This window comes from Roseomonas aeriglobus (assembly GCA_016937575.1).
Taxonomy (GTDB): Bacteria; Pseudomonadota; Alphaproteobacteria; order Sphingomonadales; family Sphingomonadaceae; genus Sphingomonas; species Sphingomonas aerigloba.
Genome location: JAFHKN010000002.1, coordinates 1,028,440 through 1,053,645, shown reverse-complemented (window position 1 = coordinate 1,053,645; position 25,206 = coordinate 1,028,440). Strand labels below are relative to the sequence as shown.

The following is a 25,206-nucleotide window of genomic DNA, read 5'->3' as shown; positions in this document are numbered from 1 at the left end:
GGGCAATCGTCGGTCTTTGCCGTCAGGCGTGCGCGCGACGGTTGAGGTCGTGGCCGAGCGCGAGCAGCCCGACGCCGAGCATGGTGTAGAGCACTTCGCTGTCGCCATGCGGCAGCGTCAGCGACCCGGCCATTACCCCCAGGCCCAACGCCCCGACCGCGGACGGCATCATATAGCCGTGAGTCCACATCCCCCGCCCCAGCGCCACCGCGCCTAGAGGAATGGCAAGCGCCAGCCCGATCTCGTGAAAATGGGGATCGAGCAGCATCCCGCCCGCCGCCGACGCGAGCGCCAGCAGCACGGCGGTCGCCAGGCAATGGACCAGGCATAGCCCAGACAACCCGATCGCGATGCGATCGAGGCCGAGCCAGGTCCACCAAAGGCGAGTCGACTGTGCCATCCGAACGTCCATCTAGGCGCGAACGCGCGACGTTACAATATCACATCTGCGATATCGGTGGTTTTGATTGAGCCGCCCGCCACTGGGACAAATTGCCCAACTTGGCGCGCTTCGCCCGTTGGGCTAATCGCTGCGCGATGCTTCGTCCCCCGCTCGATCCCCCCACCGCCCGCCCGGCCGCCCTCGTCCGCTGGCTGCACTTCGTCGCTGCGCTGATCGTGGCGATGGTCGTGGTCGGCGGGGTCACGCGGCTGACCGAGTCGGGGCTGTCGATCACCGAATGGAAGCCGGTAACCGGCGCCATCCCGCCGTTGACCGAAGCCCAGTGGATGGCCGAGTTCGCGAAATACCAGCGCATCCCGGAATATCAGCAGCTGAACCAGGGCATGACGCTCGCCCAGTTCAAGGGCATCTTCTTCTGGGAATATCTCCACCGCCTGTTGGGCCGCGTGATCGGCCTGGCCTTTGCGGTACCGCTCGCCTGGTTCTGGGTGAAGAAGGCGATCCCGCGCGGCTATGGTTGGCCGCTGGTCGGACTGCTGGTGCTGGGCGGGCTGCAGGGCGTCGTGGGGTGGTGGATGGTCACCTCGGGGCTGGCCGAGCGTACCGATGTCAGCCACATCCGGCTGGCGATCCACTTGAACCTCGCGCTGATCATTCTCTCGGCGATCGTCTGGGTTGCGGGCAACCTGCGCGCGCTCGCCGCCGACCCCATGGCCCGGCCAGCGACGCTGACGCGCGTCGGTGCGGTCGCGATCGTGCTGCTCTTCGTCCAGTTGTTCTACGGCGCGCTGATGGCCGGGCTGAACGCGGGCCTTGCCGCCAGCGACTGGCCGCTGATGAACGGCCGCGTTTTCCCCACGGCCGAGTTCTTCGCGCGCCGCGTGCCTGACGCGCTGATCAACGATCCCTACGTCGTGCACTTCGTCCACCGGTGGTGGGCCTTCGTCGCCTTCGTCGGGCTGATGATCCTGGCGCGCGCTGCAAAGCAGGCGGGCGACCGACGCGCGGCGGTCATGATCCACGCGACGGTCGGCACGCAGATCCTGCTCGGTATCGCCACCGTCGTGCTGGGCGTGCCGATCTGGCTGGCGGCGCTCCATCAGTTGGTGGGCGCGCTGGTCCTGATCGCTACGGTGACGGGGGCGCATGCCGTGGGTCGAGCGCGGACGTGATGGCCACGATCGCGCTGGTCCATGTCACCTTCGCCGACGCCGCGGAGGCCGAACGGATCGGATCGACGATGGTGACCGAACGGCTTGCGGCGTGCGTCACGATCCACCCGCCCTGCCGGTCGATCTATCGCTGGGCGGACAAGGTCGAGCGCGGACAGGAAGTGCCCGCGACGTTCAAGACCGCCGGCATCCGTGCCCGACGGCTGCGCGCCGCCATCCTGCGCCTCCACAGCTACGAACTGCCGGTGATCGAGACAATGATCGCCGAGGTCGACGCCGCGGTTGCGGATTGGGTGGATACCGCGACGAGCTGAATCTACCCTGGTATTTAGATACCCGTCAGCAAAGCCGCACTTTGCTTGACTTATTTGTCGCTTTGACCCATTGGCCGCCTGTCCGCGCCGCTCCACGTCTGGGGCGGCGCGCTGCATTTGACGAGGGTCTAGCCCATGAAGGCGCTGATGAAGACCACCAAGTCGGCCAAGCCGCACGAGGTGGAGAAGAAGTGGCATCTGATCGATGCCGAAAATCTGGTGGTGGGCCGCGCTGCGGTCATCATCGCGAACCTGCTGCGCGGCAAGCACAAGACGAGCTTCACCCCGCACGTCGATTGCGGTGACAATGTCATCGTGATCAACGCTGACAAGGTGCAGTTCACCGGCAAGAAGCGCACCGACAAGGTCTACTACAAGCACACCGGTTATCCGGGCGGCCTGAAGGAAGTGACCGCGGACAAGATCCTCGACGGCCGCTTCCCGGAGCGCGTCCTGGAGAAGGCGGTTGAGCGCATGATCCCGCGCGGCCCGCTGGGTCGTCAGCAGATGCGCAACCTGCGTATCTTCGCCGGCAGCGAGCATCCGCACGCCGCCCAGAACCCTGAAGTCCTCGACGTGGCCGCGCTGAGCCGCAAGAACAAGGTGGGCGCATAATGTCCGATAACCGCCAGTCCCTCGCCGACCTCGGCGCCATCGCCCAGGGCCAGCCTGTCTCGACCGAGACTGCCGGCACCGCGACCGACGCGACCGTTCAGGCCGCCCCGACCACTCCGCTGCGTGCGCAGGAACTCGACAAGCAGGGCCGCGCCTATGCGACCGGCCGTCGTAAGGATGCCGTCGCCCGCGTGTGGTTGAAGCCGGGCACCGGCAAGATCACGGTCAATGGCCGCGATCAGGAAGTCTATTTCGCGCGTCCGACGCTGCGTCTGGTCATCAACCAGGTGTTCGGCGTTGCGGGTCGCGAAGGTCAGTATGACGTTGTCGCCACCGTCAAGGGCGGCGGCCTGTCGGGCCAGGCCGGTGCGGTCAAGCACGGCATCGCTCAGGCGATCACCCGCTACGAGCCGGCGCTGCGCAGCCCGGTCAAGGCAGCCGGCTTCCTGACCCGCGACAGCCGTACCGTCGAGCGCAAGAAGTACGGCAAGGCGAAGGCTCGCCGCAGCTTCCAGTTCTCGAAGCGCTAAGCGTTCCTGCGGGTTGCGCGAGCAATCCGCGCGTTCGCCGCGTCGGGCGACAGTATCGGCAATGCCGGTCATGTCCGATGGGCGTCGCGGCCAAAGCTATCGAAGGGGCGATCCGGCAACGGGTCGCCCTTTTGTTCGTCGCGAATGATTTACGCGACAATGTTAAGACACTGTCCCGTCCTACCTCAATGCAGCCGGTCGTGCTGATCGAACCTCTCGGCGCGCAACCATAGTGTAAACAAGCACTTAGCCACGTTAACCGCTTCCAGCGACGTGTGATTTCAGTTATGTAGCTCTCGGGGCCGGCGCGCGGATCGTGTCGGGCGGGGATGATCTCATGGCTGTGATGCAGCGGCGGGCCGGGCGGCTCGTGGTATCTTTCGTGGCGCTTGCCGCGCTGTCCGCGTGCGGCGGCGGCGGAAGTTCGGGCGGTTCGGGCGGCGGCCTCGTCAGCGTGACGCCGACACCGACGCCAACCGCATCCCCCACCCCGACCCCGGTCAGTACGCAGGACGCCGTGCGCCTGGCCCAGCAGGCGACGTTCGGGCCGACGCCCGACGTGGTGAACCGCATTGTGGCGCTCGGGATCAACGGCTGGATCGATGAGCAGTTCGCAGCGACCGGCAGCAGATATGACGACATCGCCGCATCGACCGGCGTCGCGCAGAATTTCTGCACGGGCAGCACCGACACCGCCTGTAACCGCAAGTATTTCAGCCGCGAGCCTGTCGCGATGCGGTTCTACGCGGACGCCATGGTCGCACCGGACCAGCTGAAGCAGCGTGTCGCTTTCGCACTCAGCCAGATCCTCGTCGCTTCCGAGACCGAAGTGAACGAAACGAACGGCATCGCTGCCTATAATCAGATTCTGCTCGACGGCGCCTTCGGCAATTATCGCGACCTGTTGATGAACGTCACCATGTCGAGTTTCATGGGCGATTATCTCGACATGGCGGACAGCAATCGCACCGCGCCGTCGGAAAATTATGCGCGCGAAATGCTGCAACTCTTCAGCATGGGTCCCGACCAGCTGAACATGGACGGCACCCGCAAGCTCGACGCGACCGGCGCGGCAATCCCCACCTACACCACCGATGACATCAAGGGTGTCGCCAAAGCGCTGACCGGCTGGACCTATCCGCGACTGTCCGGTGCCGCGATCACCGACAATAATCAGCGTGACTATTCGAAGCCGATGATCGAGATCGCGACGCGCTACGATACCGGCGTCAAGACGTTTCTCGGCACCACCGTTCCCGCCGGCGCGTCGCAGTCGGACAGCGTCAAGGCGGCGGTCGAGGCGGCGTTCAACAACGCGTCGACCGCGCCCTATGTGTCGAAGGCGCTGATCCAGCAGCTGGTCACGTCCAACCCCTCGGCTGCCTATGTCGGTCGTGTGGCCGCGAAGTTCGCCGACAATGGGTCAGGCGTGCGCGGCGACATGAAGGCGGTTGTTCGCGCGATCCTGACCGATAGCGAAGCGCGAGGGGCCTCGCGGACCGGCGCATCCGATGGAAAGGTCAAGGAACCCATCCTGCTGATGACCTCGCTGATGCGCGCGGTCGGGATGACGACGGATGGCTATGCCTTCGTCACCCAGGACTCGAACCTGGCGCAGCCCGTCTTCCGATCGCCGAGCGTCTTCAATTTCTATCCACCCGACTATCCGCTGCCCGGCAACACGTCGCTCAAGAGCGGTCCGTCGAAGCTGATGACGACGTCGAACGTCACGCGCTTCCATAATTTCGTCTATAACTGGACGATCTCGGGCGATCAGACACGCAGCGAATTCACGACCAATCCGGGCATTCCCGGCTGGGTCGGCAGCAAGACCGAATGGGGCGCTTGGGAGGCACTGGGCACCGATACCGACGCGATGATCGCGCGGATCAACCTGCTCATGATGGCCAACACGATGACCGATGCACAGAAGACGGCGCTGAAGGCGGCGGCTGCGGCGATCACCAATGCCGACGCTACACTGCAGGCCCGACGCCGCGCGCAGATGATGCTCTATATCGTGGGCACCAGCCCGCTGTTCCTGGTCGACCGGTAAAGGGCAAGCGAGACATGAAACTCACCCGTCGCGATTTCGCTACCTTCATCGCCGGCACCGGTGCGGCGGCCGCACTTGGTCAGCTTGCCCGAACCGCTTCTGCTGCGCCCAACGGCAGCTACCGCGCCATGGTCGGCGTGTTCCTGTTCGGCGGCAACGACGGCTGGAACATGGTCGTGCCGACCGACAGCCGCTACGCGGGCTATGCGAGTTCGCGCGGCACCGTGGCGCTCGCGCAGAACAAGCTGACCGCGCTCGATGGCTCGGCCTTTGCCCTGCATCCGGCGATGTCGGCGCTGAACAGCGTGTGGGCGGAAGGCGCGCTGAATGTGGTTCTCAACACCGGCACGCTCTACGCCCCGCTGAACAAGTCGCTGTACCAAAGCCGCAGCGACCTGCGCCCGACCAACCTGCAGAGCCATTCGGACGAGCAGGCGCATTGGCAGGGGCTGCGGGCGCGTAGCGACAATTTCGACGGCTTCATGGGCCGGATCGCGGATCGCGCCGCGCAGACAGCGACGCCGGCGTTGATCTCGCTCGGCGGTTCGAACCTGGCGGTCATCGGCCAGCGCAGTTCGCCGCTGATCCTGCCATCGACCGGCACGCTGTCGCGCACCGGCTATAGTGCAGGCATTTCGGCCAAGAACAGCGCGATCGATGCCTTTGCCAGCGCCGCCGGCATGGGCACCATTGCCGACGTCACCGCGAAGCAGATCACGTCCGCCTACACACAGGCGACGACCGCCAACTCGATCCTGACCGCGACCAGCAGCGTCGATGCGTTCTTCGTCAATCCGACAACGGGCGCAACGCTGACCAGCGACGTCGCCCGGCAACTGCTGCGCGTCGCGCGGTTGATCGAGGCGCGATCGACTCTGGGCCACGACCGCCAGACCTTCTTCGTGACGCAGGGTGGTTACGACAATCACTCGACCCAGGTGAACACCGATACGTCCACCGGCACCCACGCCAATTTGCTCGGCGAGCTCGCGATGGCCCTCGCCGCCTTCTACAAGGCGATGAAGTCGATGGGCATGGCGGAGAACGTCACCGCATTCACGATGAGCGATTTTGGCCGCACGTTCAGAGGCAATGCCCAGATGGGCACCGACCACGCCTGGGGCAGCAACCATTTGGTCGTTTCGGGCAACCTGCGGCCGAAACTGGCGCATGGCATCTATCCCTCGACCGTGCTGGGGGGGGCCGACGACGTTTCATCCGAAGGCCGGTTCATCCCGACGATTGCGCAGGAGGAATATCTGGGCGCGATCGCGAAGTGGCACGGGGTGGCGGACGGTGACCTCGGCTATGTCCTTCCCAACTGGTCGACATGGACCGCCAACGGGCGCGGGCCGCTAGGGCTATTTGCCTAACCAGGGTCGAGAGCCCTCAAGTTTTTCTATCCTATCGTAAGGATGGGAATTGGCTTAGGACCGCCAACCGACACTCGCGCCTCGAGTGGGGGGCAGCCGCGCCGCGGCCTGCCGTTTGAAGGGGAAAATCGATGAAGAAGTTCGCAATCGCTCCGCTCGCCGTCGCCGCTGCTCTCGCGCTGTCGGCCTGCGGCGACAAGTCGGCCGAAACCAACGTCAGCAACGACGTCGTGCTGAACGAAGAGCTGCCGCTTTCGGAAAACCTGACCGCGGTCGATACGCTGAATGCGACCGACGCGACGCTCGACAACGCCGCAGCGGATACGCTGAACGCAGCCGACGCTGCCGGAAACACGGTCGCCAACACGCTCTAAGCGTTTCGGCATCGCCGGATTACGAAACCGCGTCGGCTCGATCAGAGCCGGCGCGGTTTTTCGTTGATCGACTATGGCGGCTGAAAGTCGGGCTTGGGTCGGCAAAAGGAGCCCTCGCTTCTCCCATCGCCACGATGGGAATATACCGACGTCAGCGCTCGGAAGCTCCCAAGACCAGGCGCAGACTCGTGCGGCCCGGCGCCCCTCCCCTGCCGGGCCGCCTCTTTTATTCGTCGGACAGCGCGGCGATGAAGGCGCGTGTCACCGAAGCGACATTGGCGCACGCGCGGTCCAGCCAGTCGGGCAGGTGGTTCGCATGGTCTTCGCCCCCCGCCAGGTCGGACAGACTGCGGAAAACGATGAAGGGCACGCGGTTCGCGAAAGCGACCTGCGCGACGGCGGCGCTTTCCATGTCGAGCACCGATGCACCGAACGTCGCGTGGAGATAGTCGCGGTACGCCGCATTATCGACGAACGCCGTTCCGCTCAGACCCGCTCCGCCGACGCGCAAGTCATGCGTGCTCTCGAACGATCGGGCGACTTCGAGCAACACCGGATCCGCATCAAACCAGCGGCGCCCGCGTTCCGCTTCGTCCGCGTGCCCTACGATCACATCGCGCGGGATCATCATGCCGAAGGGCGGCAGATCGGTTGCGCCGGGCAGCGGCGGCAGCACGGGCCCCGTGGGCGTCGCGCGGCCCATCCCGACCTCCAGAAACTGCCCCCATCGTGCCGGCGCCAGCACGCGCCCGACATCGTTCGCCGGGTCGAGCCCGCCGCCGACGCCGGACACGACGATCCGCGACACGGCGAAGCGATCGAGCAGCGCCTGCGTCGTCATCGCTGCGTTGACCATGCTGACGCCGGTCTGCGCCAGAATGACGTCGCGACCCGCCATCCGACCGACGATCACCGTGCGGCCGTGCAGGTAATGCTCCTCCGCCACCTCCACATGCGGCACCATCGCCACCCATTCGGGGGGAAAGGCGACGAGAAGCAGCGTAAGCGGGGTCAGAAAACCGCCGCGACCAACTGGCGGAAGGCGTCCGCACGGTGGCTGATGTCGTTCTTCACCGCCTGATCCATTTCGCCGAAGGTTTCGTCATGACCGTTGGCGACGAAGACCGGATCATAGCCATGCCCCTTGTCCCCACGGGGCGGCCAGACGAGCGTGCCGTCGACCCGGCCTTCGAACCATTCGACATGCCCGTCGGGCCAGGCCAGCGCCAGCGCGCAGATGAAGTGCGCATCGCGGGAAGCTTCGGGGCCCTTCTCTGCCAGCCGGTCCTCGACCAGCCGCATCGCGTGTCCGAAGTCCTTGTCCGGCCCGCCCCAGCGCGCGGAAAAGATGCCGGGGTCACCGCCCAGCGCCTCGACGCACAGCCCGCTGTCGTCGCTGAGCGCCGGAAAACCCGACAGGTCGGCCGCCTGCAGCGCTTTCAGCTCGGCATTAGCGACGAAGGTCGTGCCGGTCTCCTCGGGCTCGGGCAGGTCGAGTTCGCCCGCCGAGACGACATCCATGCCATAGGGCAGCAGCAGTTCACGAATTTCGCGGACCTTGCCCTCGTTATGGCTGGCGATGACGAGCTTGCCAGGAGCGAGCTTGCGGATCGCCTGGGGTTCTGGTCCCTCGCCGCTCATCGCCCGGTCGCCTTGTCCTGCGCGGCGAAAATCTGCGCGCAGCCGATGCGGGCGAGCCGCAGCAAGCGCAACAGGCTCTCCTCGTCGTAGCAGGCGCCTTCCGCGGTCGCCTGAGCTTCGGCAATCTTGCCGTCGTCGAGCAGCACGAAGTTGGCGTCGGCTTCGGCGTTCGAATCTTCGGGATAGTCGAGGTCGAGCACCGCCTGACCCTGATACATGCCGCAGCTGACCGCCGCGACCTTATGCAGGATCGGGTCGGTCGTCAGCTTGCCCGACGCCATCAGTTTGTCGACCGCCAGGCGCAGCGCGACCCAGGCACCGGAGATCGCCGCGGTGCGCGTGCCCCCGTCGGCCTGGATGACGTCGCAGTCGAGCACGATCTGACGCTCGCCCAGCAGCTTCAGGTCGGTGACCGCCCGCAAGCTGCGGCCGATCAGGCGCTGAATCTCCTGAGTCCGCCCGGACTGCTTGCCCTTGGCCGCTTCCCGCGCGCCGCGGGTGTGGGTCGCCCGCGGGAGCATGCCGTATTCGGCCGTCACCCAACCCTCGCCCTTACCGCGCAGGAACGGCGGCACCTTTTCCTCGATCGAGGCGGTGACCAGCACCTTGGTATCGCCGAACGCGATCAGCACCGATCCTTCGGCATGACGCGTGAAGTTCGGGGTTATCGTGATGGCGCGCATTTCGTCGGGCGCACGGCCGGAAGGTCGCATGGGATACTCCGTGGATTTTGTCCTGCCCTAGCTGCGCGGCGCAGCCGGCGCCAGTGTGCAGGACAGGCGACCTCCCCCCCTCTCGACGTTATCCCCAAGCGGACGGGGATCAATCCTGGCGGACTGACCGAATTGGATCGCGAAATAAGCCGCAATCCATTCCCGCCTTCCCGGGAATGACGACGGGGGGCGTTGAGCACATCAGCGGCACGCCCTATCTTCTCCCGCGTGACGCCGACCTTCCCAGAACTCAGCGACCGAGCGCGCGACGTCTTCCGGCTGGTGGTTCAGTCATATCTCGATTCCGGACAGCCGGTGGGGTCGAAGACGATCGCGCAGGTATCGGGCCTCAACCTGTCGCCCGCCTCGATCCGTGGCGTCATGCAGGATCTGGAGGAGACGGGCCTGCTCGCTGCGCCGCATACTTCTGCCGGGCGGATGCCGACGCAGACCGGGCTGCGCCTGTTCGTCGACGGCATGATGCACGCGGTCGCCCCGTCGGAGCAGGAACGCGCGACGATCCACGCCAGCGCGCGGGGCGGCGGGCCGGTCGAGGAAGCGATCGCGGCGACCACTGCCGCACTGTCGGGCCTGTCGGCCTGTGCCGGCCTTGTCCTCGTACCCCGCCGGGAGCCGGTTCTGCGCCAGTTCGGCTTCGTGCCGCTTGGCCCGGCCCGTGCGCTCGCGGTGCTGGTCGGCGATGACGGGTCCGTCGAGAACCGCGTGATCGACCTGCCGGGGGAGGTTCCGCCGTCCGCGCTGGAGGCCGCCGCCAATTTTCTAAACGTCCGCGCTGCCGGCGCAACGCTGAGCGACATTCGCCAGCGCATCGGTCGCGAGATCGCCGCGGAACGCGCCGCGCTCGATGGTGCCGCTCGCGCGCTGGTCGAACGCGGCATTGCGGTATTGAGCGAAGACGGCGCGCGCCGCCCCGTGTTGATCGTCCGCGGTCAGGCAAATCTCATCGATCCTGCCGCCGCCGCCGACCTGGACCGCGTCCGCGGCCTGCTCGATGAGCTGGAGGGCAAGGAGGAGATCATGCGCCTGCTCGATTCAGCGCGCGAGGGGCAGGCTGCGCGTATCTTTATCGGGTCGGAGAACAAGCTTTTCGCGCTGTCGGGATCGTCCGTCATCGCCCAGCCCGTGCGCGCGATCGACGAGCAGGTGGTGGGCGTCGTCGGCGTGATCGGTCCGACGCGGTTGAACTATGCGCGGGTCGTGCCCATGGTGGATTTCACGGCCGCCACGCTCGCACGACTGCTGGCGTGAGCCACAGTTTTCAGTAGAACGGATGTCATGAACGAAGAAACCAAGACCGAAGATGCCGGCCTGACCGCAGAGGCCGTGGACCTGCGCGGCGAAACGGCGGATGCCGCCCCCGAAGTCGCCGACCACGATCGCATCACCCAGCTCGAAGCGGAACTGGCCGAAGCCAAGGCCGCGGTACTCTATGCTCGCGCCGACGCGCAGAACATGGTGCGCCGCGCCGAAAAGTCCGCGCAGGATTCGCGCGACTATGCGGTCACCGGGTTCGCTCGCGACCTGCTGTCGGTTGCCGACAATCTGTCGCGCGGGCTGGACGCAATCCCGGCCGAGCTGCGCGCCGACGAGAAGATGAAGGGCCTGGTGACCGGCCTGGAGGCGACCGGGCGGGAGCTCGACAGCGTGTTCGGTCGACATGGCATCACCAAGGTCGAGTCACTCGGCCAGAAGCTCGACCCCAATCGTCACCAGGCGATGTTCGAAGTGCCGTCGGCGGATGCCGAGCCTGGCACCGTCGTGCAGGAAATCCAGGCCGGCTACATGCTGAAGGACCGTCTGTTGCGCCCGGCGCTGGTCGGGGTCGCGAAGGCGGGGTAACTCCGGCGCTCATTTCAGATCATCCCTGCGGAGGCGGGGTTCAGTTCTGGCTGACGTGGCGAATGATGCGCAGCGTCAGCCAGATTTTATTCCCGCCTCCGCGAGAATGACGGCGGCAGGACAGTAGCAGATGCGAGGATGAGCCCTTATCCTCGTCCCATGTCCCGCTTCGACCATGTCCCCAATCGCCGTGCCCTGATCGATCGGCGCGCCATCGCCGATGCACTGATGGCGCTCGAAGCAGCCGACACGGGGGCACTTCGGCGTGCCGGCACTCAGTTACTGAAGGCCGCGCTAGACGCCGGCCGGGCGGAGATTGCCCGGCGCCTCACGCTCCATCCCTCGCGCGGGCTCGAAGCGGCACAGGCCGGTGCTTATCTGACCGATCAGCTCCTGCGGCTGCTTTGGGACTTCACCGTCCAGCGGCTCTATCGCAACACCAATCCCACCGCCGCCGAACGCATGGCGCTGGTCGCGGTGGGGGGCTACGGCCGCGGCGAAATGGCGCCGCATTCGGACGTCGACATCGCTTTCCTCACCCCCTGGAAACAGACGGGGTGGAGCGAGCAGGTCATCGAATCGATGCTCTACGCCCTGTGGGACATGGGGCTAAAGGTCGGCCATTCGTCGCGCTCGCTCGACGAGATGGTGCGCCAGGCCAAGGCGGACGTGACGATCCGCACCGCCTTGCTCGAGGGGCGCTACGTCTGGGGCGACGAAACGCTTTACGCCGAGGCGGAACGTCGGTTTCGCATCGAAGTTCAGGCCGACACGGCCCGCGCTTTCATCACCGAAAAACTCGCCGAACGCGACGCCCGCCATGTCAAGATGGGCGACAGCCGGTATGTCGTCGAACCGAACGTCAAGGAGGGCAAGGGCGGCCTTCGCGACCTCCACGCGCTCTTCTGGATCGGCAAATACGCCTATAATGTCGGCACTGCGCCCGAGCTGGTCGGTGCGGGGCTGTTGACCCGCGACGAGCTACGACGCTTCTACCGCGCCGAGAATTTTCTGTGGGCGGTGCGCTGTCACCTACACATCATTGCCGGCCGTGCCGAGGATCGGCTGACCTTCGATTATCAGCGCGAGATCGCCGACCGCATGCGCTTCACCGACCGACCGGGCAAATCGAAGGTCGAGCGGTTCATGCAATTCTACTTCCTGCAGGCCAAGGCGGTCGGTGACCTGACGGGCGTGTTCGTTGCGCACATCGACGAAAAGTTCGCCGCGCGCGGTCGCCGCTTCGGCCTGCCGACGATCCGCCGGCGCCCGTCGAAGCTCAACGGCTTCGTCCTCGATCGTGGTCGCCTGGCACTGCCATCGGACGATTTCTTCGCCCAGGACCCGGTGCGGCTGGTCGAGATGTTTCAGCTGGCTGAGGCCAACGCGCTCGAAATTCACCCGCTCGCCATGCGCGCCGCCGCTCGCGATGCTCGATTGGTCGATGGCGTGCGCAACGATCCACGGGCCAACGCGCTGTTCCTCGCGCTGCTGACCGGCGAGCGCGACCCGGAAATGGTGTTGCGCTGGATGAACGAAGCTGGTGTGTTCGGGCGCTTCGTGCCCGACTTCGGCCGTGTCGTGGCCCAGATGCAATTCGACATGTACCATCACTATACCGTGGACGAGCACACGATCCGCGCGATCGGGCTGCTCAGCCGGATCGAGCGCGGGCTGCTCAAGGACGACCATCCGCTCGCAACCGCGATCTTCGGCCAGATCGTGTCGCGTCGGGCGCTCTACGTCACGGTATTGCTGCACGATATCGCCAAGGGGCGTGGCGGCGACCATTCCATCCTGGGTGCGGAGGTCGCGACGCGGCTGTGTCCGCGCTTCGGTCTGACGCCGGCGGAAACCGAAACGGTGGCCTGGCTGGTGCGCTGGCACCTGCTGATGTCGGCAACCGCCTTCAAACGCGACCTGAGCGACTTCAAGACGATCCTCGACTTCGCCAACGCGGTGCAAAGCCCGCAGCGTCTGATCATGCTGCTGGTGCTGACCATCGTCGACATCCGCGCGGTCGGCCCTGGCGTCTGGAACGGGTGGAAACGCCAGCTGCTGACCGACCTGTTCGAGGGCGCTGAAGAAGTCCTTCGTCTGGGTCACAAGCAGCGCGGGCGCGGGGAACGGATCGCGGCGAAACAGGCCGAGTTGGGCCGGGCGCTCGGCTGGGATGCGGATCGGTTTGCGGCTGTCGTCCGACGCCTGCCCGAGGCGTATTGGGTAGCAGAGCCGACCGACGTGCTGGAACATAATCTGCGCATGATCGAAGCGGCCGGGATGACCGACCTGGCGATCGACACCAGCCCGCACCCCGCGCGCGGCGCAACGCTGGTGACGGTCTATGCCGCCGACCATCCGGGCCTGTTCTACCGTATCGCCGGCGCGATCCACGCCGCGGGAGGCAACATCATCGACGCCCGGATTCACACGACGGGCGACGGCATGGCGCTCGATAACTTCCTGGTCCAGGACCCGCTCGGGCGGCCGTTCGACGACCCCGGTCAGCTCGAACGCATCCGTACCGGCATCGCCGACGCGCTCGCCAACCGCGTCAAGCTACGGGACCGGCTGAAGGCCAAGGCCCCGCCCCGCCCCCGCGCCGATGCTTTCGCAGTCCAGCCCAACGTGCTGATCGACAATGCCGCATCGAACCGCTTCACCGTGATCGAAGTGAACGCGCGCGATCGCCCTGCCCTGCTCCACCATCTGGCAAACGCTCTGTTCCAGTCGCGCGTTACGATTCATTCCGCCCATGTCGCGACCTATGGCGAGCGCGCGGTCGACACCTTTTATGTCACCGACCTGACCGGCGACAAATTGGGTGGCACGCGGGTGAAGACGATCGAGAAGCGATTGTTGGAGGCCGCGGCCGGCGAGGATGTCGCCCTGGCGGCATAAAGGAGGAGTGGATGGCGCTTGCCGCGGTGATGGTCGCGCTTCTGAGTGGCGGCGTTTTGATCGGTGTTGTGGCCGGGCTTCGCAAGACGCGTGAGCGACGGACGGCCGAGGGCAGCGGCGACGGCGGCGGATGGGCCGATATCGGCGGGGACGGCGGTGACTGTGGCGGCGGGGACGGCGGCGGCTGCGACTAGGTGGCGTTCAGCGGCGATTTCGCGCAGGACGCTGTTCATGGCTGACTTTGACGCGCAACCCCATCTGTCCGACCCGGTGGTGCGCTTGCGGCCGATGACGGCGAGCGATTTCGACGCGCTATTCGCGGTGGCGCGCGATCCGGAGATCTGGGCGATCCATCCGGCGCACGATCGCTGGCAGGAACCGGTCTTCCGCAAGTTCTTTGATGATGGGCTGTCGAGCGGCGGCGCTTTGGTGATCGCCGACGCCGTGACCGGTGCCGTCATCGGCTCGTCACGCTTCGATCCGGCCCGTGCCGCGGCGAACGAGATCGAGATCGGGTGGACCTTCCTGGCGCGCAGCCATTGGGGCGGCGTGACCAATCGATCGGTAAAGCGATTGATGATCGGGCACGCACTGACCGTGTATGAGCGCGTCATCTTCTTGGTCGGCGCGGAGAATATCCGGTCGCGGCGGGCGTTGGAAAAGATTGGTGCGACGCTGACCGACCGGTGGCACGACGTACCGCTGCATGGCGGTGTTGCGCGGCATGTCATCTACGCAATGGATCGGCACGCGTTCGCAACGGGATCCTTAGCCATTTAGCGCGTGATTCGCGTGAATTGAGAACCGGCGTCCCCGGGGCACGGCAAGGCATTGGCGTGTGACGCGCTGGGATCGCCTAGGCTGCGGGCTTCGCTCAAACCACGATCGACGCGATTGAACAACGCTGAAGCGCACCGCCAAAACGTCAGACGGGGCCGGCCAAGCCGACCCCGCTGGGACATTCGGTGCAAATCTTACCCTTGATGGGTGCCCGTCCGTTGTCACGGCTCCTCAACGCGCTTGCGCACGCTGAGGACGCCTGTGTCAGAACCTCACGCGGCCGGTAATGCCATATGTCCGCGGCTCGGCCAGATACTGCGAGAAGATCTGGCGCCCGCCCGGATATTGCGGGTCGACGAAGGGGGCGCTGGTCGTTCCCGCCTGGAACGGCGAGTTGAAGGCGACCTGCGCATAGTCCTTGTCGAAGATGTTCTGGCCCCAGAATTCGAGCGCCCAACGCTCGCTCGGCCCACGGATGCCGACGCGGGCGTTCGCAACGAAGAAGCTGTCCTGCGCCTTCTGCGGGAACAGGTCCGAGCCCGTATTATAGTCGTCGCTCAAGCGGCCGTCGATGTAGAACAAGCCCGATAGGCCCGAATTGCCCAGACGTGGGGTCCAGGCGAACGAGCTGGTCGCCACCCATTCCGGCGCGTTCGACAACTGCTTGCCCGGCAGCACGCGCAGTGCCGGATCGAGCGGCAGACCGCGGGCCGAGCCGACCAGGTCGTTGCGATAGCGCGTATCGGTATAGGTGATGCCGAGCGTGAAGTTGATGTCACGCGCCGGCTGCAGCGCGGCTTCGAGTTCGACACCCTGCGACCGCACGCCATAGGTCACGTCGTCGGCCGCGCAGCTGCCGGTCGTCGCGCTCAGATCGCGGTCGCCGCCGTTAAGCCCGGTCTTGCACGAGTTGACCGTAGCGACGAGGAAGACGGTGCCGTTGAACGTGTTGAGCTGGAAATTCTCGAATTCCTGACGGAAGGCAGCGGCGGTGATCGTCACCGGTCCACGAGCGTATTTCGCGCCGATTTCGAAGGCGTTGACCTTCTCCGGATCGAACTGAAGGTTTCCGGTCAGCGCCTGCGCCCCACCGAGCGACGCGAAGCTTGCGACCGGATTCTTGAGTGCCGACCGGTCGAGGTTGAAACCACCGGCCTTGTAGCCGCGCGAATAGGAGCCGTAGACCAGCAACGCGTCGGTTGGCTTCCAAGACAGGACTGCGGTGCCGGTGAACTCATCCTCATTGCGCTGGCTGTTGATGCTGACGCCGTTCAATTCCGACGTCGAATTGCCCTGGCAGCTCAGGCCCACGATGCCAGCGGCGGTCGCGAACAAGGGGCTCGCCGGGTTGAGCAGGCCTGCCGCGCCCAGATTCTGCTGATTGGTGACGCAACCGACGTTGTCGTTGGTGAAGCTGGCGTTCAGCCGCTTGCGTTCGTTGGTGTAGCGCGCACCCAGCGTCAGATCGAGCGTGTCGGTGAAGTGAATGATGTTGTGCGTGAAGAACGCATAGTTGCGGCTGCTCTGGCGATAGCGATCGGCGATCGAGCCCTTGTCGTTGATCCCGTCCAGCGTGGTGAGGGCGTTGACGACGATGTTGCCGGCGGGCCCGAACCTAGACGTGACACCTGGGACCTGACCACGCAGGACGGCGTTCCCCGTCGCCGACAGACAGGCGGTGCTGCCGGGTGAATAGAATTGGGCGAGTGCACTGCCGGATACGATACGGCAGGTCGCGAAGCGGCCGTACTGGTTGCCGAAGCGCAAATTGTCGACCACGTCGAGCTTTTCATCAGCGTAATAGCCGCCGATCAGCCAGTCGAGCTTGCCGCCGAAGGCTTCGCCCTGCAGACGCAGTTCCTGGCTGAAGGTCTTGAACGCGCGACCCGACAAGCCGTTGGCGGCGCGGTAGAGGATATCGACGCTCGAATAATCGGTGTCCGATCCCTGCGTCGAGTTATAGTCGCGATACGCGGTGATCGACGTCAGAGTTGCCGGGCCCAGGTTCAGGTCGACCTGCCCCGACACGCCCCAGTCCTTGGTGATCCCGTCGAAGCTGCGTCCCCGGCTGGACGAAATCGTCCGGCTGTATCCCGGCGCGTTCACCAGTGACAGATTCTGGCCGAGGTCGCGGATGACGTTGACGATGTTGTTGCCGTTGGCGCTGGGCGTCGCCGCGGTCGTCGGCAGCGTCGCCAATTCGTTCAGGTCACCGACGTAGGGGTTGGTCCGCCGATCCACATATGTCGCAGCGCAGCACGCCTCGTCGCGCTTGGTATAGTCGCCGATGATGCGGATGCTGAGGTCACTCGACGGTTCGAAGCGCAGCTGGCCCCGGACGAAATAGCGGTCGCGATTGTTGACGTCGACGTTGTTCGTCGGATCGTAATAGAAGCCGTCGCGCTTGGTGTAGACGCCGTCGACACGCGCCGCGAGGGTTTCGCCGAGCGGCACGTTCAGCGCGCCCTGGAAGCGCCACAGGTCGTAGTTGCCGTAGGTCGCCTCGGCCATGCCGCTCAGGCCCGAGAAGCTCGGCTGCTTTGTGATGATATTGATGACGCCGGCCGACGCGTTACGGCCCGACAGCGTTCCCTGCGGCCCGCGCAGCACTTCGACACGCTCGACTTCGCCGAGTTCGTTCATGCCGACGCCCGAGCGCGAGCGATACACGCCGTCGATGAACACCGCGACCGAGCTTTCGAGGCCCGGGTTGTCGCCGACCGTGCCGATGCCGCGGATACGGGCCGAGGTGTTGGCCTCCGTGCCGGTCGACGAAACCAGCAGCGAGGGCGCGAGCTGGTTGAGCTGGCGGATGTCGTTCGCGCCGGAAAGCTGGAGCTGTTCGGTCGACACCGCCGACACCGCGACCGGCACATCGGCCAGACGCTCGGCGCGGCGGGTGGCGGTTACGACAATGTCACCCTGGCTGACGAGCGCCCCATCCTGCGCGGCATCGCTCTGCGCCTGGTTGGCGTCGGCCGTCTGGGGGGAGGTCGTCGTGCTCTGCGCCATCGCCGGCAAAGCGATTGCAGTGGACGCGACAGAGATCAGCAGCGCGAGCTTACGCATGGTCGGCAATCCTCTCCTGCGGGATGGCATTATCGTTCGCCATCCTCGTCTGTCGAACAAGCTGACAAAAAGCCGCGTCCTTGCCTAGCCCCCGCCATACCCGAACGCGTTTTTTTCGAGACAGGCGTGCGCAGAGGACACAGTTGCAAGACAGGACTGATTTTCGATCGACGCCAGGCTTCCCCTAGGGAACACAGGATTTTTTCCGACCGAAAAAAGAAAACGGCCGCCGACGGGGTTCCCGTCGACAGCCGCAATTAGATACCCAGCTTTCGAAAATTTATTTCGGCGCGAGCACCATCAGCATCTGACGCCCCTCCATCCGCGGATAGGCCTCGACTTTCGCGACCTCGGCGACCTGCTCGGCCACGCGTTGAAGCACTGCCATGCCGAGCTGGCCGTGGCTGAGCTCGCGACCGCGGAAACGCATGGTGACCTTCACCTTGTCGCCTTCCTCAATGAACTCCACGACCTTCTTCATCTTGGTATCATAGTCGTGATCGTCGATGTTCGGACGCATCTTGATCTCCTTGATCTCCTGCGTCTTCTGCGACTTGCGGGCGAGGTTCGCCTTTTTCTGCGCCTCGTACTTGTACTTGCCGACATCGAGGAACTTGGCGACCGGCGGATCGGCGTTCGGCGAGACTTCGACGAGGTCGAGCCCGACCTCCGCGGCAGCCTCGATCGCGGCGCGCGTGTACATGACCCCCAGATTCTCGCCCTCGTGATCGATCACGCGGACCTTGGGGGACTGGATCCATTCGTTGAACCGGGGGCCGTTCATCGGCGGCGCCTGCATCGGCCGGCGCATCATGGGCGGACGGATAGGGTGTTCTCCTGTTATTGTTCCGACGTCTATATAGTGAAACTCGCGTCTGAACGAAAGGTGTCGCTCAGCCGCGCAGATCGGGTGGCGACGCCTCGTCGCGCAGACGGCTCACGATCTCGTCGAGGCTCACGAATTCCTGACGATCCGACCCAAGGCGGCGGACCGCGACCTTGCCCTCTTCCGCTTCGCGCTTGCCGACGACCAGCAGCGCGGGGACCTTGGCGAGCGAATGTTCGCGGACCTTGTAGTTGATCTTCTCGTTGCGCAGGTCGGTGTCGACGCGAATGCCCGCCGCGCGCAGGCGTGCCGCGACCTCGCGGGCATAATCGTCGGCATCCGACACGATGGTCGCGACGACTGCCTGGACCGGTGCCAGCCACATCGGGAAGCGCCCCGCATGGTGTTCGATCAAAATCCCGATGAAGCGTTCGAACGTGCCGAGGATCGCGCGGTGGAGCATCACCGGGCGGTGACGTTCGCCATCCTCACCGACGTAGCTCGCATCGAGACGATCCGGCAGGACGCGGTCCGACTGGATCGTGCCGACCTGCCACGTCCGCCCGATCGCGTCGGTCAGGTGGAATTCGAGCTTCGGGGCGTAGAAAGCACCCTCGCCCGGCAGTTCCTCGAACTTGTCCTTGATCTCCTGCGGCAGGTTCGACGCCTGGACCGCATCGCGCAGCTCCTGTTCGGACTTGTCCCACATCTCGTCGGAACCGAACCGCTTCTCGGGGCGCAGCGCCAGCTTTACGGCATAGTCGGTGAAACCCAGATCCTGGTACACCGAGTGCAGCAGCTCGCAGAACTTGCGCACCTCCTCGACCAGCTGATCCTCGCGGACGAAGATATGCGCATCGTCCTGCGTGAACTGGCGCACGCGCATGATGCCGTGCAGCGCGCCGTGCGGCTCGTTGCGGTGGCAGCAGCCGAATTCGGCCATGCGGATCGGCAGGTCGCGGTACGACTTGATGCCCTGCTTGAAGATCAGGACGTGCGCGGGGCAGTTCATCGGCTTCAGCGCCATCATGTCGGCGTCGCCGGAGACGATCGCGCCCTCGTCCTCGGTATTGGGCACCTCGTCGGGCACCACGAACATATTCTCGCGATACTTGCCCCAATGGCCCGACTGTTCCCACTGGCGCGCATCCATCAGCTGCGGCGTCTTCACTTCGGCATAGTCGGCCGCGTCGAGGCGGCGGCGCATATACGCCTCCATCTGGCGCCACAGGATGAAGCCGTTGGGGTGCCAGAAGACCGACCCCTGCGCTTCCGACTGAAGGTGGAACAGGTCCATTTCCTGCCCGATCTTGCGGTGATCGCGCTTCGCGGCCTCCTCCAGCATGTGGAGATGCGCGTCGAGCTGCTTCTTGTTCAGCCAGCCGGTGCCGTAGATGCGGCTGAGCATCGCGTTCTTCTGGTCGCCGCGCCAATAGGCGCCCGACACGCGGGTCAACTTGAACGCCTGCGGATCGAGCTTGCCCGTCGAGGCCAGGTGCGGCCCGCGGCACATGTCGAGCCAGGCGTCCTCGCCCTTCCCCGCGCGATAGACGGTCAGCTCTTCGCCCTCGGGCAGTTCGGCAGCCCACTCGGCCTTGAACGTCTCGCCCTGCTGCTGCCACCGCGCGATCAGGTCGGCGCGGCTCCACACTTCGCGGATCAGCGGCTCGTCCTTCGCAATGATCTCGCGCATCTTCGCTTCGATCGCCGGCAGGTCCTCTTCGGTAAAGGGCCGGTCCTTCGGCGCGAAGTCATAGTAGAAGCCGTCGTCGGTCGCGGGGCCGAAGGTGATCTGCGTGCCGGGGAACAGCGCCTGTACCGCTTCGGCAAGGACATGCGCGAAATCGTGCCGGGCAAGCTCCAGCGCATCGGCCTCGTCCTTCGACGTCACCAGCGCCAGCTGGGCGTCGCCCTCGAATGGACGCATGATGTCGCGCAACTCGCCGTCGACCCGCGCAGCGATCGCCGCCTTGGCGAGCCCCGGCCCGATCGCCGCGGCGACATCCGCCGGGGTAGTCCCCGGGGCTACCTCACGGACGGAACCGTCGGGCAGCGAGATGCGGAAATGCGCGGACATGTCGGAAAAACCTTCGATGAATGGAAGGCGCGCCTATGCCGCGGAGAGGGGGGCTTAGGCAAGGCGCGTCGACGGCTTCCGAATCCTGCTGGGCTCCAGGCGGGCGATAGGGCGTGCTCAGGCAAGACCGAAGGGGATGACCAGATTGTCGCTGGCATGCCCGATCCGCGCGCGGCCGAGATAGGGCACGCCCATGTCGCGGCACCAGCGCGCCATCATCACTTCAAGCGATTCGCCGAAATCCGTTTCGGTATCGCCATCCGGCACGTCGGTGACCGCGCCCAACCGGACGCCGGCGATGCCCTTCAACTGGGTCGCATTCGCCATCTGGAACAGCAAGCGGTCAATCCGATAATAGGCCTCGCCCACTTCCTCGATGTAGAGGACGTGGTCTGTCAGATCGGGCATCCAGGGCGTGCCGATGAGGGCGCACAGGATGACGAGGTTGAACGCCGCCGCAGGCTGACCGCCCAAAGTCGGCTCCAGCACCGACCGGTCGCGGTTGACCAGCCAGCTGAGCGCGCGGCCGACCGGCATTCCCTTCGACGCCTCGCTGACGTTCGACGCCATCGGCCCGTGCACCGGCCGCCCGATCCGCCGGGCGTAGAGCGCGCCGAGCAGGAAGCCCATGTCGGAAAAGCCCATATAGCTCTTCTCGCGCGCTGCCGACTTCAGTTCGGGCATCACCATCTTGAGGATACGATTCGATCCGTAGCCGCCGCGCGCGAACCAGATCGCGTCGATGCCGGGATCGTTGGCGTGGCGCAGGAACGCCTCGGCCCGCAGCTCGTCCGACCCGGCGAAATGTCCGGCCTGGGCGAAGCATTGCGGATCGATGATCAGGTCGACCTGCGGGTAATACAGCGCGGTAAAGGCGGAAACGCGAGCGGCACCGGCCGGGGTGATGGACCGCGCGGGCGCGCAGACGGCAATCTTCATTCCTAACGCCCCTCGCTCGTCGCTCAGTCCTGGATCGCCCATCGACGGGCGTTCCGTGTCTTGCTCCCGTACGCGCAGGTCGATAGCGCGGGCGCATGGTTTCCGGCAAACGCTTCTTCTTCGTCGGCATCGGCGGATCCGGCATGATGTCGCTCGCGATGATCCTGGCCGCGCGCGGTGCGATCGTCGCCGGCTCCGACCGTGGGCTCGATCAGGGCCGCGTGCCCGCCAAGTTCGCCGCGCTGGAAGCATTGGGCATCGCGCTGCATCCCCAGGACGGCAGCGGGATCGTCTCGGCGGAGCAGACCGTCGTCGCCTCCGCCGCGGTCGAGGACACGGTCGCCGACATCGTCGCTGCGACCCGCGTGGGCGCGACGCGTATGACGCGGGCGGAGTTGAATGCCGGCCTGTTCAACGTGGCCGAACTGTCGATCGGCGTTGCCGGGACCAGCGGCAAATCGACCGTGACCGGGATGATTGCCTGGATCCTCGACCGCGTCGGCCGCAATCCCACCGTCATGAACGGGGCGGTGATGAAGAATTTCGTCCGCCCCGATCGGGCCTTCGCCAGCGCTCTGGTCGGCAGCGAGACAAGCTATGTCAGCGAGGTCGACGAGAGCGACGGGTCGATCGCGCTTTACCGGCCGACGATCGCCGTTCTGAACAACGTCAGTCTCGATCACAAATCGCTCGACGAGCTCCGCCAACTCTTCGGCGATTTCGCGGGCAAGGCGCGGACGACGATACTCAATATCGGCGATGCGGAGGCTGCGGCGCTGGCGACATCGCTCGATCGCGACAGGCTGGTGACCTTCGCGGTCGCGCGTGATGCGGACCTGAGCGCCCGCAATCTGATCGAGCAGGCCTTTGCCGTGTCGTTCGAGCTGACGGCCGACGGAAAAACCTACCCTGTCCGCCTGGCCGTCCCCGGCCGACACAATGTCGCCAACGCGCTGGCAGCGCTGGGCGCTGTGCGCGCGGCCGGCGTGCCGCTGGGCGATGCGATTGCCGCCATCGCCGATTTCACGGGGCTTCGTCGGCGCTTCGATCTGGTCGGCGAAGCGGGCGGAGTCGCGGTCATCGACGATTTCGGCCACAACCCGGACAAGATCGCCGCCACGCTGGCGACGCTTCACGCCTTCCCCGGCCGCCTGCTCGTCCTGTTTCAGCCGCATGGCTACGGCCCGCTGAAGGTCATGCGCCGCGAGCTCGTCGCAACCTTCCTCCAGGGGCTGAAGGTCGGCGACCTGCTCGTCCTGCCCGACCCGGTCTATCAGGGCGGCACCGTGGCGCGCGAGGTCGGCAGCGCGGAATTCGTCGGCGACGTGATGGTCGGCGGCGGTCAGGCGATGCATATCCCCGATCGCGCGGCGGCGGCGGCCCATCTGGTTGCACAGGCCCGCCCCGGTGACCGCATCGTCGTGATGGGTGCGCGTGACGACACGCTCAGCCTCCTTGCCGCGGAGATGGTGGAGCGGCTGCGAGGGTAGGCGCACGACGCGGGCGCGCCTCGGTCGGACTTTGCCCGCTCGCGCCGAGCGAAGGCGAAGAGCAGCCCTTCGATCAGCGCTTCAACGGTGTTCGGCTCGAACGATCGGTGATCGGAGACGGCCGCTAATTCTTCGCCGTATCGCCACCGCCACCAACGACCTCGGCGGGGTCGAGGCCGTTTTTCTTCAGAAAATCGAACAGCGCGATCGCCAGACGCTGCGCACCCGGCACGGTCATGACGACGCGACTATTGGCGACGAACTGCATCGGCGACGGCGCCGCCGGCTCCGCCATCTTCAGTGTCGCCAGCGTGATGCGCACCGTGCCCGACTGGACGTCAAAAGCGATCGCCTCGTCGGCGAAGACATCGGACACAAACGGGTTGGACACGACGGGCACGCCGCCGGCGGTGTTGGCCATGGGGAAACTCCGAAAGACTGTCGTGCGGCACATACCGGACGCCTGGCGCGAGGCAATTGGAAAGCGGCCTTGACATGACAAGCTCGCTTTACGTAAAGTGAGCTTGTCACCGAATCACATGAGAGGGCGTCTGAGATGCGTTCGAACACTCCCGCCGGGCGGCGCTATCTGCGCCGCTTCTGGCCGACGATGCTTGCCTATGTCGCCACGCTGTTCTTCGCGGTCTGGGCGATCAAGACCTGGCGGCCCGAGGGTGTGCTGCTCGTCACCCTGTCGATCCTGCCGGCGCTGCCGATCATTGCTGTGATCGGCGTCATCGGCCTGTACATCGTCGAGGAACGCGACGAATTCATCCGCGCTCGCGTGGTGCAGGCGATGCTGATCGGCATGGGCTTCATGCTCGCGGTCGCCAGCGCCTGGGGGTTCCTGGAGGACGGTGGCGTGGTACCGCATGCGCCGGCCTATTGGGCATTCATACTGTGGTGCATGGGCTGGGGCATCGCGCAATGCGTGCAATCGCTGCGCGACCGGATGGGCGGCAGCGGCGACGACGCATGAACAACCACATGCGCGCGCTGCGGGCCGAGCGCGGGTGGAGCCAGCAGCATCTGGCCGACCTGCTCGAGGTGTCGCGTCAAAGCGTCAACGCGATCGAGACCGGCCGTTACGACCCGTCCCTCCCCCTCGCCTTCAAGATCGCCGACGTGTTCGGCCAGCCGATCGAAGTGATCTTCGTCAACCCGAAGGATGCCGACCAATGAGACGCCCCAGCCTGTTCTTCCTGATCCTAGCCGCGGTCATCATCCCGATGGCGGCGAAGGGGCAGAGCCCCGCTCTGGTCCAGCGCGACCATATCTCGATCCGCGACGAGGGCGGCAGCGGGCCGACCATCATCCTGATCCCCGGCCTGTCCTCGCCGCGTTCTGTCTGGGACGGCGTCGTGCCGGGGCTGAAGGCACGCCACCACGTGCTGACGGTGCAGGTCAACGGCTTCGGTGGCGACGAGCCGCGGGCGAACCTGAAGCCCGGCATCCTCGACGGTATCGTCGCGGAGGTGGATGGCTATGTCCGCGATCACAGGATCACAAAGCCCGCAGTCGTCGGCCATTCGATGGGCGGGCTCGTCGCGATGATGCTGGCGGTGCGGCACCCGGACAGCGTCGGCCGGGTGATGGTGGTCGATGCCCTGCCCTTCATCGGCACGATCTTTCAGCCCGATGCGACCGTCGCAAGCGTGACCGCGAATGCCGCACGGATGCGCGACATGATCGCCGCTACGCCGGCCGTCAAGACACCGGTGACGACCGACCCCGGCGGCATCTGGTCGATCACCCCCGCCGGCCGCATCCAGGTCGCCGAATGGAGCCGCCAGGCCGACCCCCGCGTCGTCGCACAGGCGATGTACGAGGATATGACGACCGACCTGCGGCCCGATCTCGGCAAGATCACCGCCAAACCGTTCGACATACTCTACGCAACCGGCGCGGGCCCGCAGGCGAAGGCAATTTGGGAGCGCGACTATGCCGGTTCGAGCGCCAGACTGGTTCCGATCGCGGACAGCTGGCACTTCATCATGCTCGACCAGCCGGCAGCCTTCGCTCGCGCGCTCGAGGCGTTCCTCGCGATGTGACGGACGGGCGCGGGCAGAATCG

25 protein-coding genes are annotated in these 25,206 nt (G+C 65.6%); 16 read left to right on the top strand and 9 right to left on the bottom strand.

Annotated features, from left to right (window positions below; translation table 11 throughout):
* Nucleotides 1-22: 22 nt before the first annotated feature.
* Nucleotides 23-400, bottom strand: coding sequence for a MerC domain-containing protein (locus JW805_05485; GenBank protein MBN2971470.1), 378 nt, complete (start codon nt 398-400; stop codon nt 23-25).
* Nucleotides 401-537: 137 nt separating this feature from the next.
* Here JW805_05485 and JW805_05480 point away from each other — a divergent pair, with 137 nt between their 5' ends.
* The 7 genes from JW805_05480 (at nt 538) to JW805_05450 (ending at nt 6,837) form a co-directional block, all read left to right on the top strand.
* Complete coding sequence (locus JW805_05480) at nt 538-1,575, top strand: COX15/CtaA family protein (protein MBN2971469.1); 1,038 nt, start codon at nt 538-540, stop codon at nt 1,573-1,575.
* Nucleotides 1,572-1,889, top strand: a complete 318-nt coding sequence (locus JW805_05475; protein MBN2971468.1) for a divalent-cation tolerance protein CutA — start codon at nt 1,572-1,574, stop codon at nt 1,887-1,889. Before JW805_05480 ends, JW805_05475 begins: the two co-directional genes overlap by 4 nt.
* A gap of 147 nt (nt 1,890-2,036) precedes the next feature.
* Entirely contained in the window at nt 2,037-2,504 is a 468-nt protein-coding gene (gene rplM, locus JW805_05470) for a 50S ribosomal protein L13 (GenBank protein ID MBN2971467.1), read from the top strand.
* A complete protein-coding gene (rpsI, locus tag JW805_05465) occupies nt 2,504-3,034 on the top strand; it encodes a 30S ribosomal protein S9 (GenBank protein MBN2971466.1) in 531 nt (176 codons plus the stop codon). Before rplM ends, rpsI begins: the two co-directional genes overlap by 1 nt.
* A gap of 337 nt (nt 3,035-3,371) precedes the next feature.
* Nucleotides 3,372-5,090 carry a DUF1800 family protein gene (locus JW805_05460; GenBank protein MBN2971465.1) on the top strand — a complete coding sequence of 573 codons (1,719 nt, stop codon included), beginning with the start codon at nt 3,372-3,374 and terminating at the stop codon, nt 5,088-5,090.
* Nucleotides 5,091-5,104: 14 nt separating this feature from the next.
* Nucleotides 5,105-6,463 carry a DUF1501 domain-containing protein gene (locus tag JW805_05455; protein MBN2971464.1) on the top strand — a complete coding sequence of 453 codons (1,359 nt, stop codon included), beginning with the start codon at nt 5,105-5,107 and terminating at the stop codon, nt 6,461-6,463.
* 131 nt (nt 6,464-6,594) lie between these two features.
* On the top strand, nt 6,595-6,837 hold the full coding sequence (locus tag JW805_05450; protein ID MBN2971463.1) for a hypothetical protein: 243 nt from the start codon (nt 6,595-6,597) through the stop codon (nt 6,835-6,837).
* 226 nt (nt 6,838-7,063) lie between these two features.
* Here JW805_05450 and JW805_05445 read toward each other — a convergent pair whose 3' ends face one another.
* Genes JW805_05445 through rph form a run of 3 tightly spaced genes read right to left on the bottom strand, consistent with a single transcriptional unit; the run spans nt 7,064 to nt 9,191 of the window.
* Complete coding sequence (locus JW805_05445) at nt 7,064-7,801, bottom strand: 5'-methylthioadenosine/S-adenosylhomocysteine nucleosidase (GenBank protein MBN2971462.1); 738 nt, start codon at nt 7,799-7,801, stop codon at nt 7,064-7,066.
* A 47-nt stretch (nt 7,802-7,848) separates the two neighbouring features.
* Complete coding sequence (rdgB, locus tag JW805_05440) at nt 7,849-8,478, bottom strand: RdgB/HAM1 family non-canonical purine NTP pyrophosphatase (protein ID MBN2971461.1); 630 nt, start codon at nt 8,476-8,478, stop codon at nt 7,849-7,851.
* Nucleotides 8,475-9,191, bottom strand: coding sequence for a ribonuclease PH (gene rph, locus JW805_05435; GenBank protein MBN2971460.1), 717 nt, complete (start codon nt 9,189-9,191; stop codon nt 8,475-8,477). The genes rdgB and rph overlap by 4 nt, the downstream gene beginning before the upstream one ends.
* A gap of 228 nt (nt 9,192-9,419) precedes the next feature.
* On the opposite strand from rph, the gene hrcA reads away from it, so the two are divergent.
* From hrcA to JW805_05410, 5 genes are all read left to right on the top strand, one after another.
* Complete coding sequence (gene hrcA, locus JW805_05430; protein MBN2971459.1) at nt 9,420-10,460, top strand: heat-inducible transcriptional repressor HrcA; 1,041 nt, start codon at nt 9,420-9,422, stop codon at nt 10,458-10,460.
* A gap of 27 nt (nt 10,461-10,487) precedes the next feature.
* Complete coding sequence (gene grpE, locus JW805_05425; GenBank protein ID MBN2971458.1) at nt 10,488-11,051, top strand: nucleotide exchange factor GrpE; 564 nt, start codon at nt 10,488-10,490, stop codon at nt 11,049-11,051.
* Nucleotides 11,052-11,210: 159 nt separating this feature from the next.
* On the top strand, nt 11,211-13,952 hold the full coding sequence (locus JW805_05420; GenBank protein MBN2971457.1) for a [protein-PII] uridylyltransferase: 2,742 nt from the start codon (nt 11,211-11,213) through the stop codon (nt 13,950-13,952).
* An 11-nt stretch (nt 13,953-13,963) separates the two neighbouring features.
* On the top strand, nt 13,964-14,146 hold the full coding sequence (locus tag JW805_05415; GenBank protein ID MBN2971456.1) for a hypothetical protein: 183 nt from the start codon (nt 13,964-13,966) through the stop codon (nt 14,144-14,146).
* A 37-nt stretch (nt 14,147-14,183) separates the two neighbouring features.
* Complete coding sequence (locus JW805_05410) at nt 14,184-14,732, top strand: GNAT family N-acetyltransferase (GenBank protein ID MBN2971455.1); 549 nt, start codon at nt 14,184-14,186, stop codon at nt 14,730-14,732.
* A 264-nt stretch (nt 14,733-14,996) separates the two neighbouring features.
* Here the strand turns inward: JW805_05410 and JW805_05405 are convergent, their stop codons facing one another.
* From JW805_05405 to JW805_05390, 4 genes are all read right to left on the bottom strand, one after another.
* Nucleotides 14,997-17,801 carry a TonB-dependent receptor gene (locus JW805_05405; GenBank protein ID MBN2971454.1) on the bottom strand — a complete coding sequence of 935 codons (2,805 nt, stop codon included), beginning with the start codon at nt 17,799-17,801 and terminating at the stop codon, nt 14,997-14,999.
* 280 nt (nt 17,802-18,081) lie between these two features.
* Nucleotides 18,082-18,600 (bottom strand): translation initiation factor IF-3, encoded by a 519-nt coding sequence (infC, locus tag JW805_05400; GenBank protein MBN2971453.1) that lies wholly within the window; start codon nt 18,598-18,600, stop codon nt 18,082-18,084.
* Between the two features lie 94 nt (nt 18,601-18,694).
* Nucleotides 18,695-20,704 (bottom strand): threonine--tRNA ligase, encoded by a 2,010-nt coding sequence (gene thrS, locus JW805_05395; GenBank protein ID MBN2971452.1) that lies wholly within the window; start codon nt 20,702-20,704, stop codon nt 18,695-18,697.
* A gap of 117 nt (nt 20,705-20,821) precedes the next feature.
* On the bottom strand, nt 20,822-21,643 hold the full coding sequence (locus JW805_05390; protein ID MBN2971451.1) for an LD-carboxypeptidase: 822 nt from the start codon (nt 21,641-21,643) through the stop codon (nt 20,822-20,824).
* 95 nt (nt 21,644-21,738) lie between these two features.
* On the opposite strand from JW805_05390, the gene JW805_05385 reads away from it, so the two are divergent.
* Nucleotides 21,739-23,133 carry a UDP-N-acetylmuramate--alanine ligase gene (locus JW805_05385; GenBank protein MBN2971450.1) on the top strand — a complete coding sequence of 465 codons (1,395 nt, stop codon included), beginning with the start codon at nt 21,739-21,741 and terminating at the stop codon, nt 23,131-23,133.
* A gap of 124 nt (nt 23,134-23,257) precedes the next feature.
* On the opposite strand, the gene JW805_05380 is transcribed toward JW805_05385, so the two are convergent.
* Nucleotides 23,258-23,554 carry a hypothetical protein gene (locus JW805_05380; GenBank protein MBN2971449.1) on the bottom strand — a complete coding sequence of 99 codons (297 nt, stop codon included), beginning with the start codon at nt 23,552-23,554 and terminating at the stop codon, nt 23,258-23,260.
* A 135-nt stretch (nt 23,555-23,689) separates the two neighbouring features.
* Between JW805_05380 and JW805_05375 the strand changes: the two genes are divergently transcribed.
* The 3 genes from JW805_05375 to JW805_05365 are packed head-to-tail and all read left to right on the top strand — an operon-like array spanning nt 23,690 to nt 25,184.
* Nucleotides 23,690-24,112, top strand: coding sequence for a hypothetical protein (locus JW805_05375; GenBank protein MBN2971448.1), 423 nt, complete (start codon nt 23,690-23,692; stop codon nt 24,110-24,112).
* Nucleotides 24,109-24,315, top strand: a complete 207-nt coding sequence (locus tag JW805_05370; GenBank protein ID MBN2971447.1) for a helix-turn-helix transcriptional regulator — start codon at nt 24,109-24,111, stop codon at nt 24,313-24,315. The genes JW805_05375 and JW805_05370 overlap by 4 nt, the downstream gene beginning before the upstream one ends.
* Nucleotides 24,312-25,184 (top strand): alpha/beta hydrolase, encoded by an 873-nt coding sequence (locus JW805_05365; protein MBN2971446.1) that lies wholly within the window; start codon nt 24,312-24,314, stop codon nt 25,182-25,184. Before JW805_05370 ends, JW805_05365 begins: the two co-directional genes overlap by 4 nt.
* Nucleotides 25,185-25,206 lie beyond the last annotated feature (22 nt).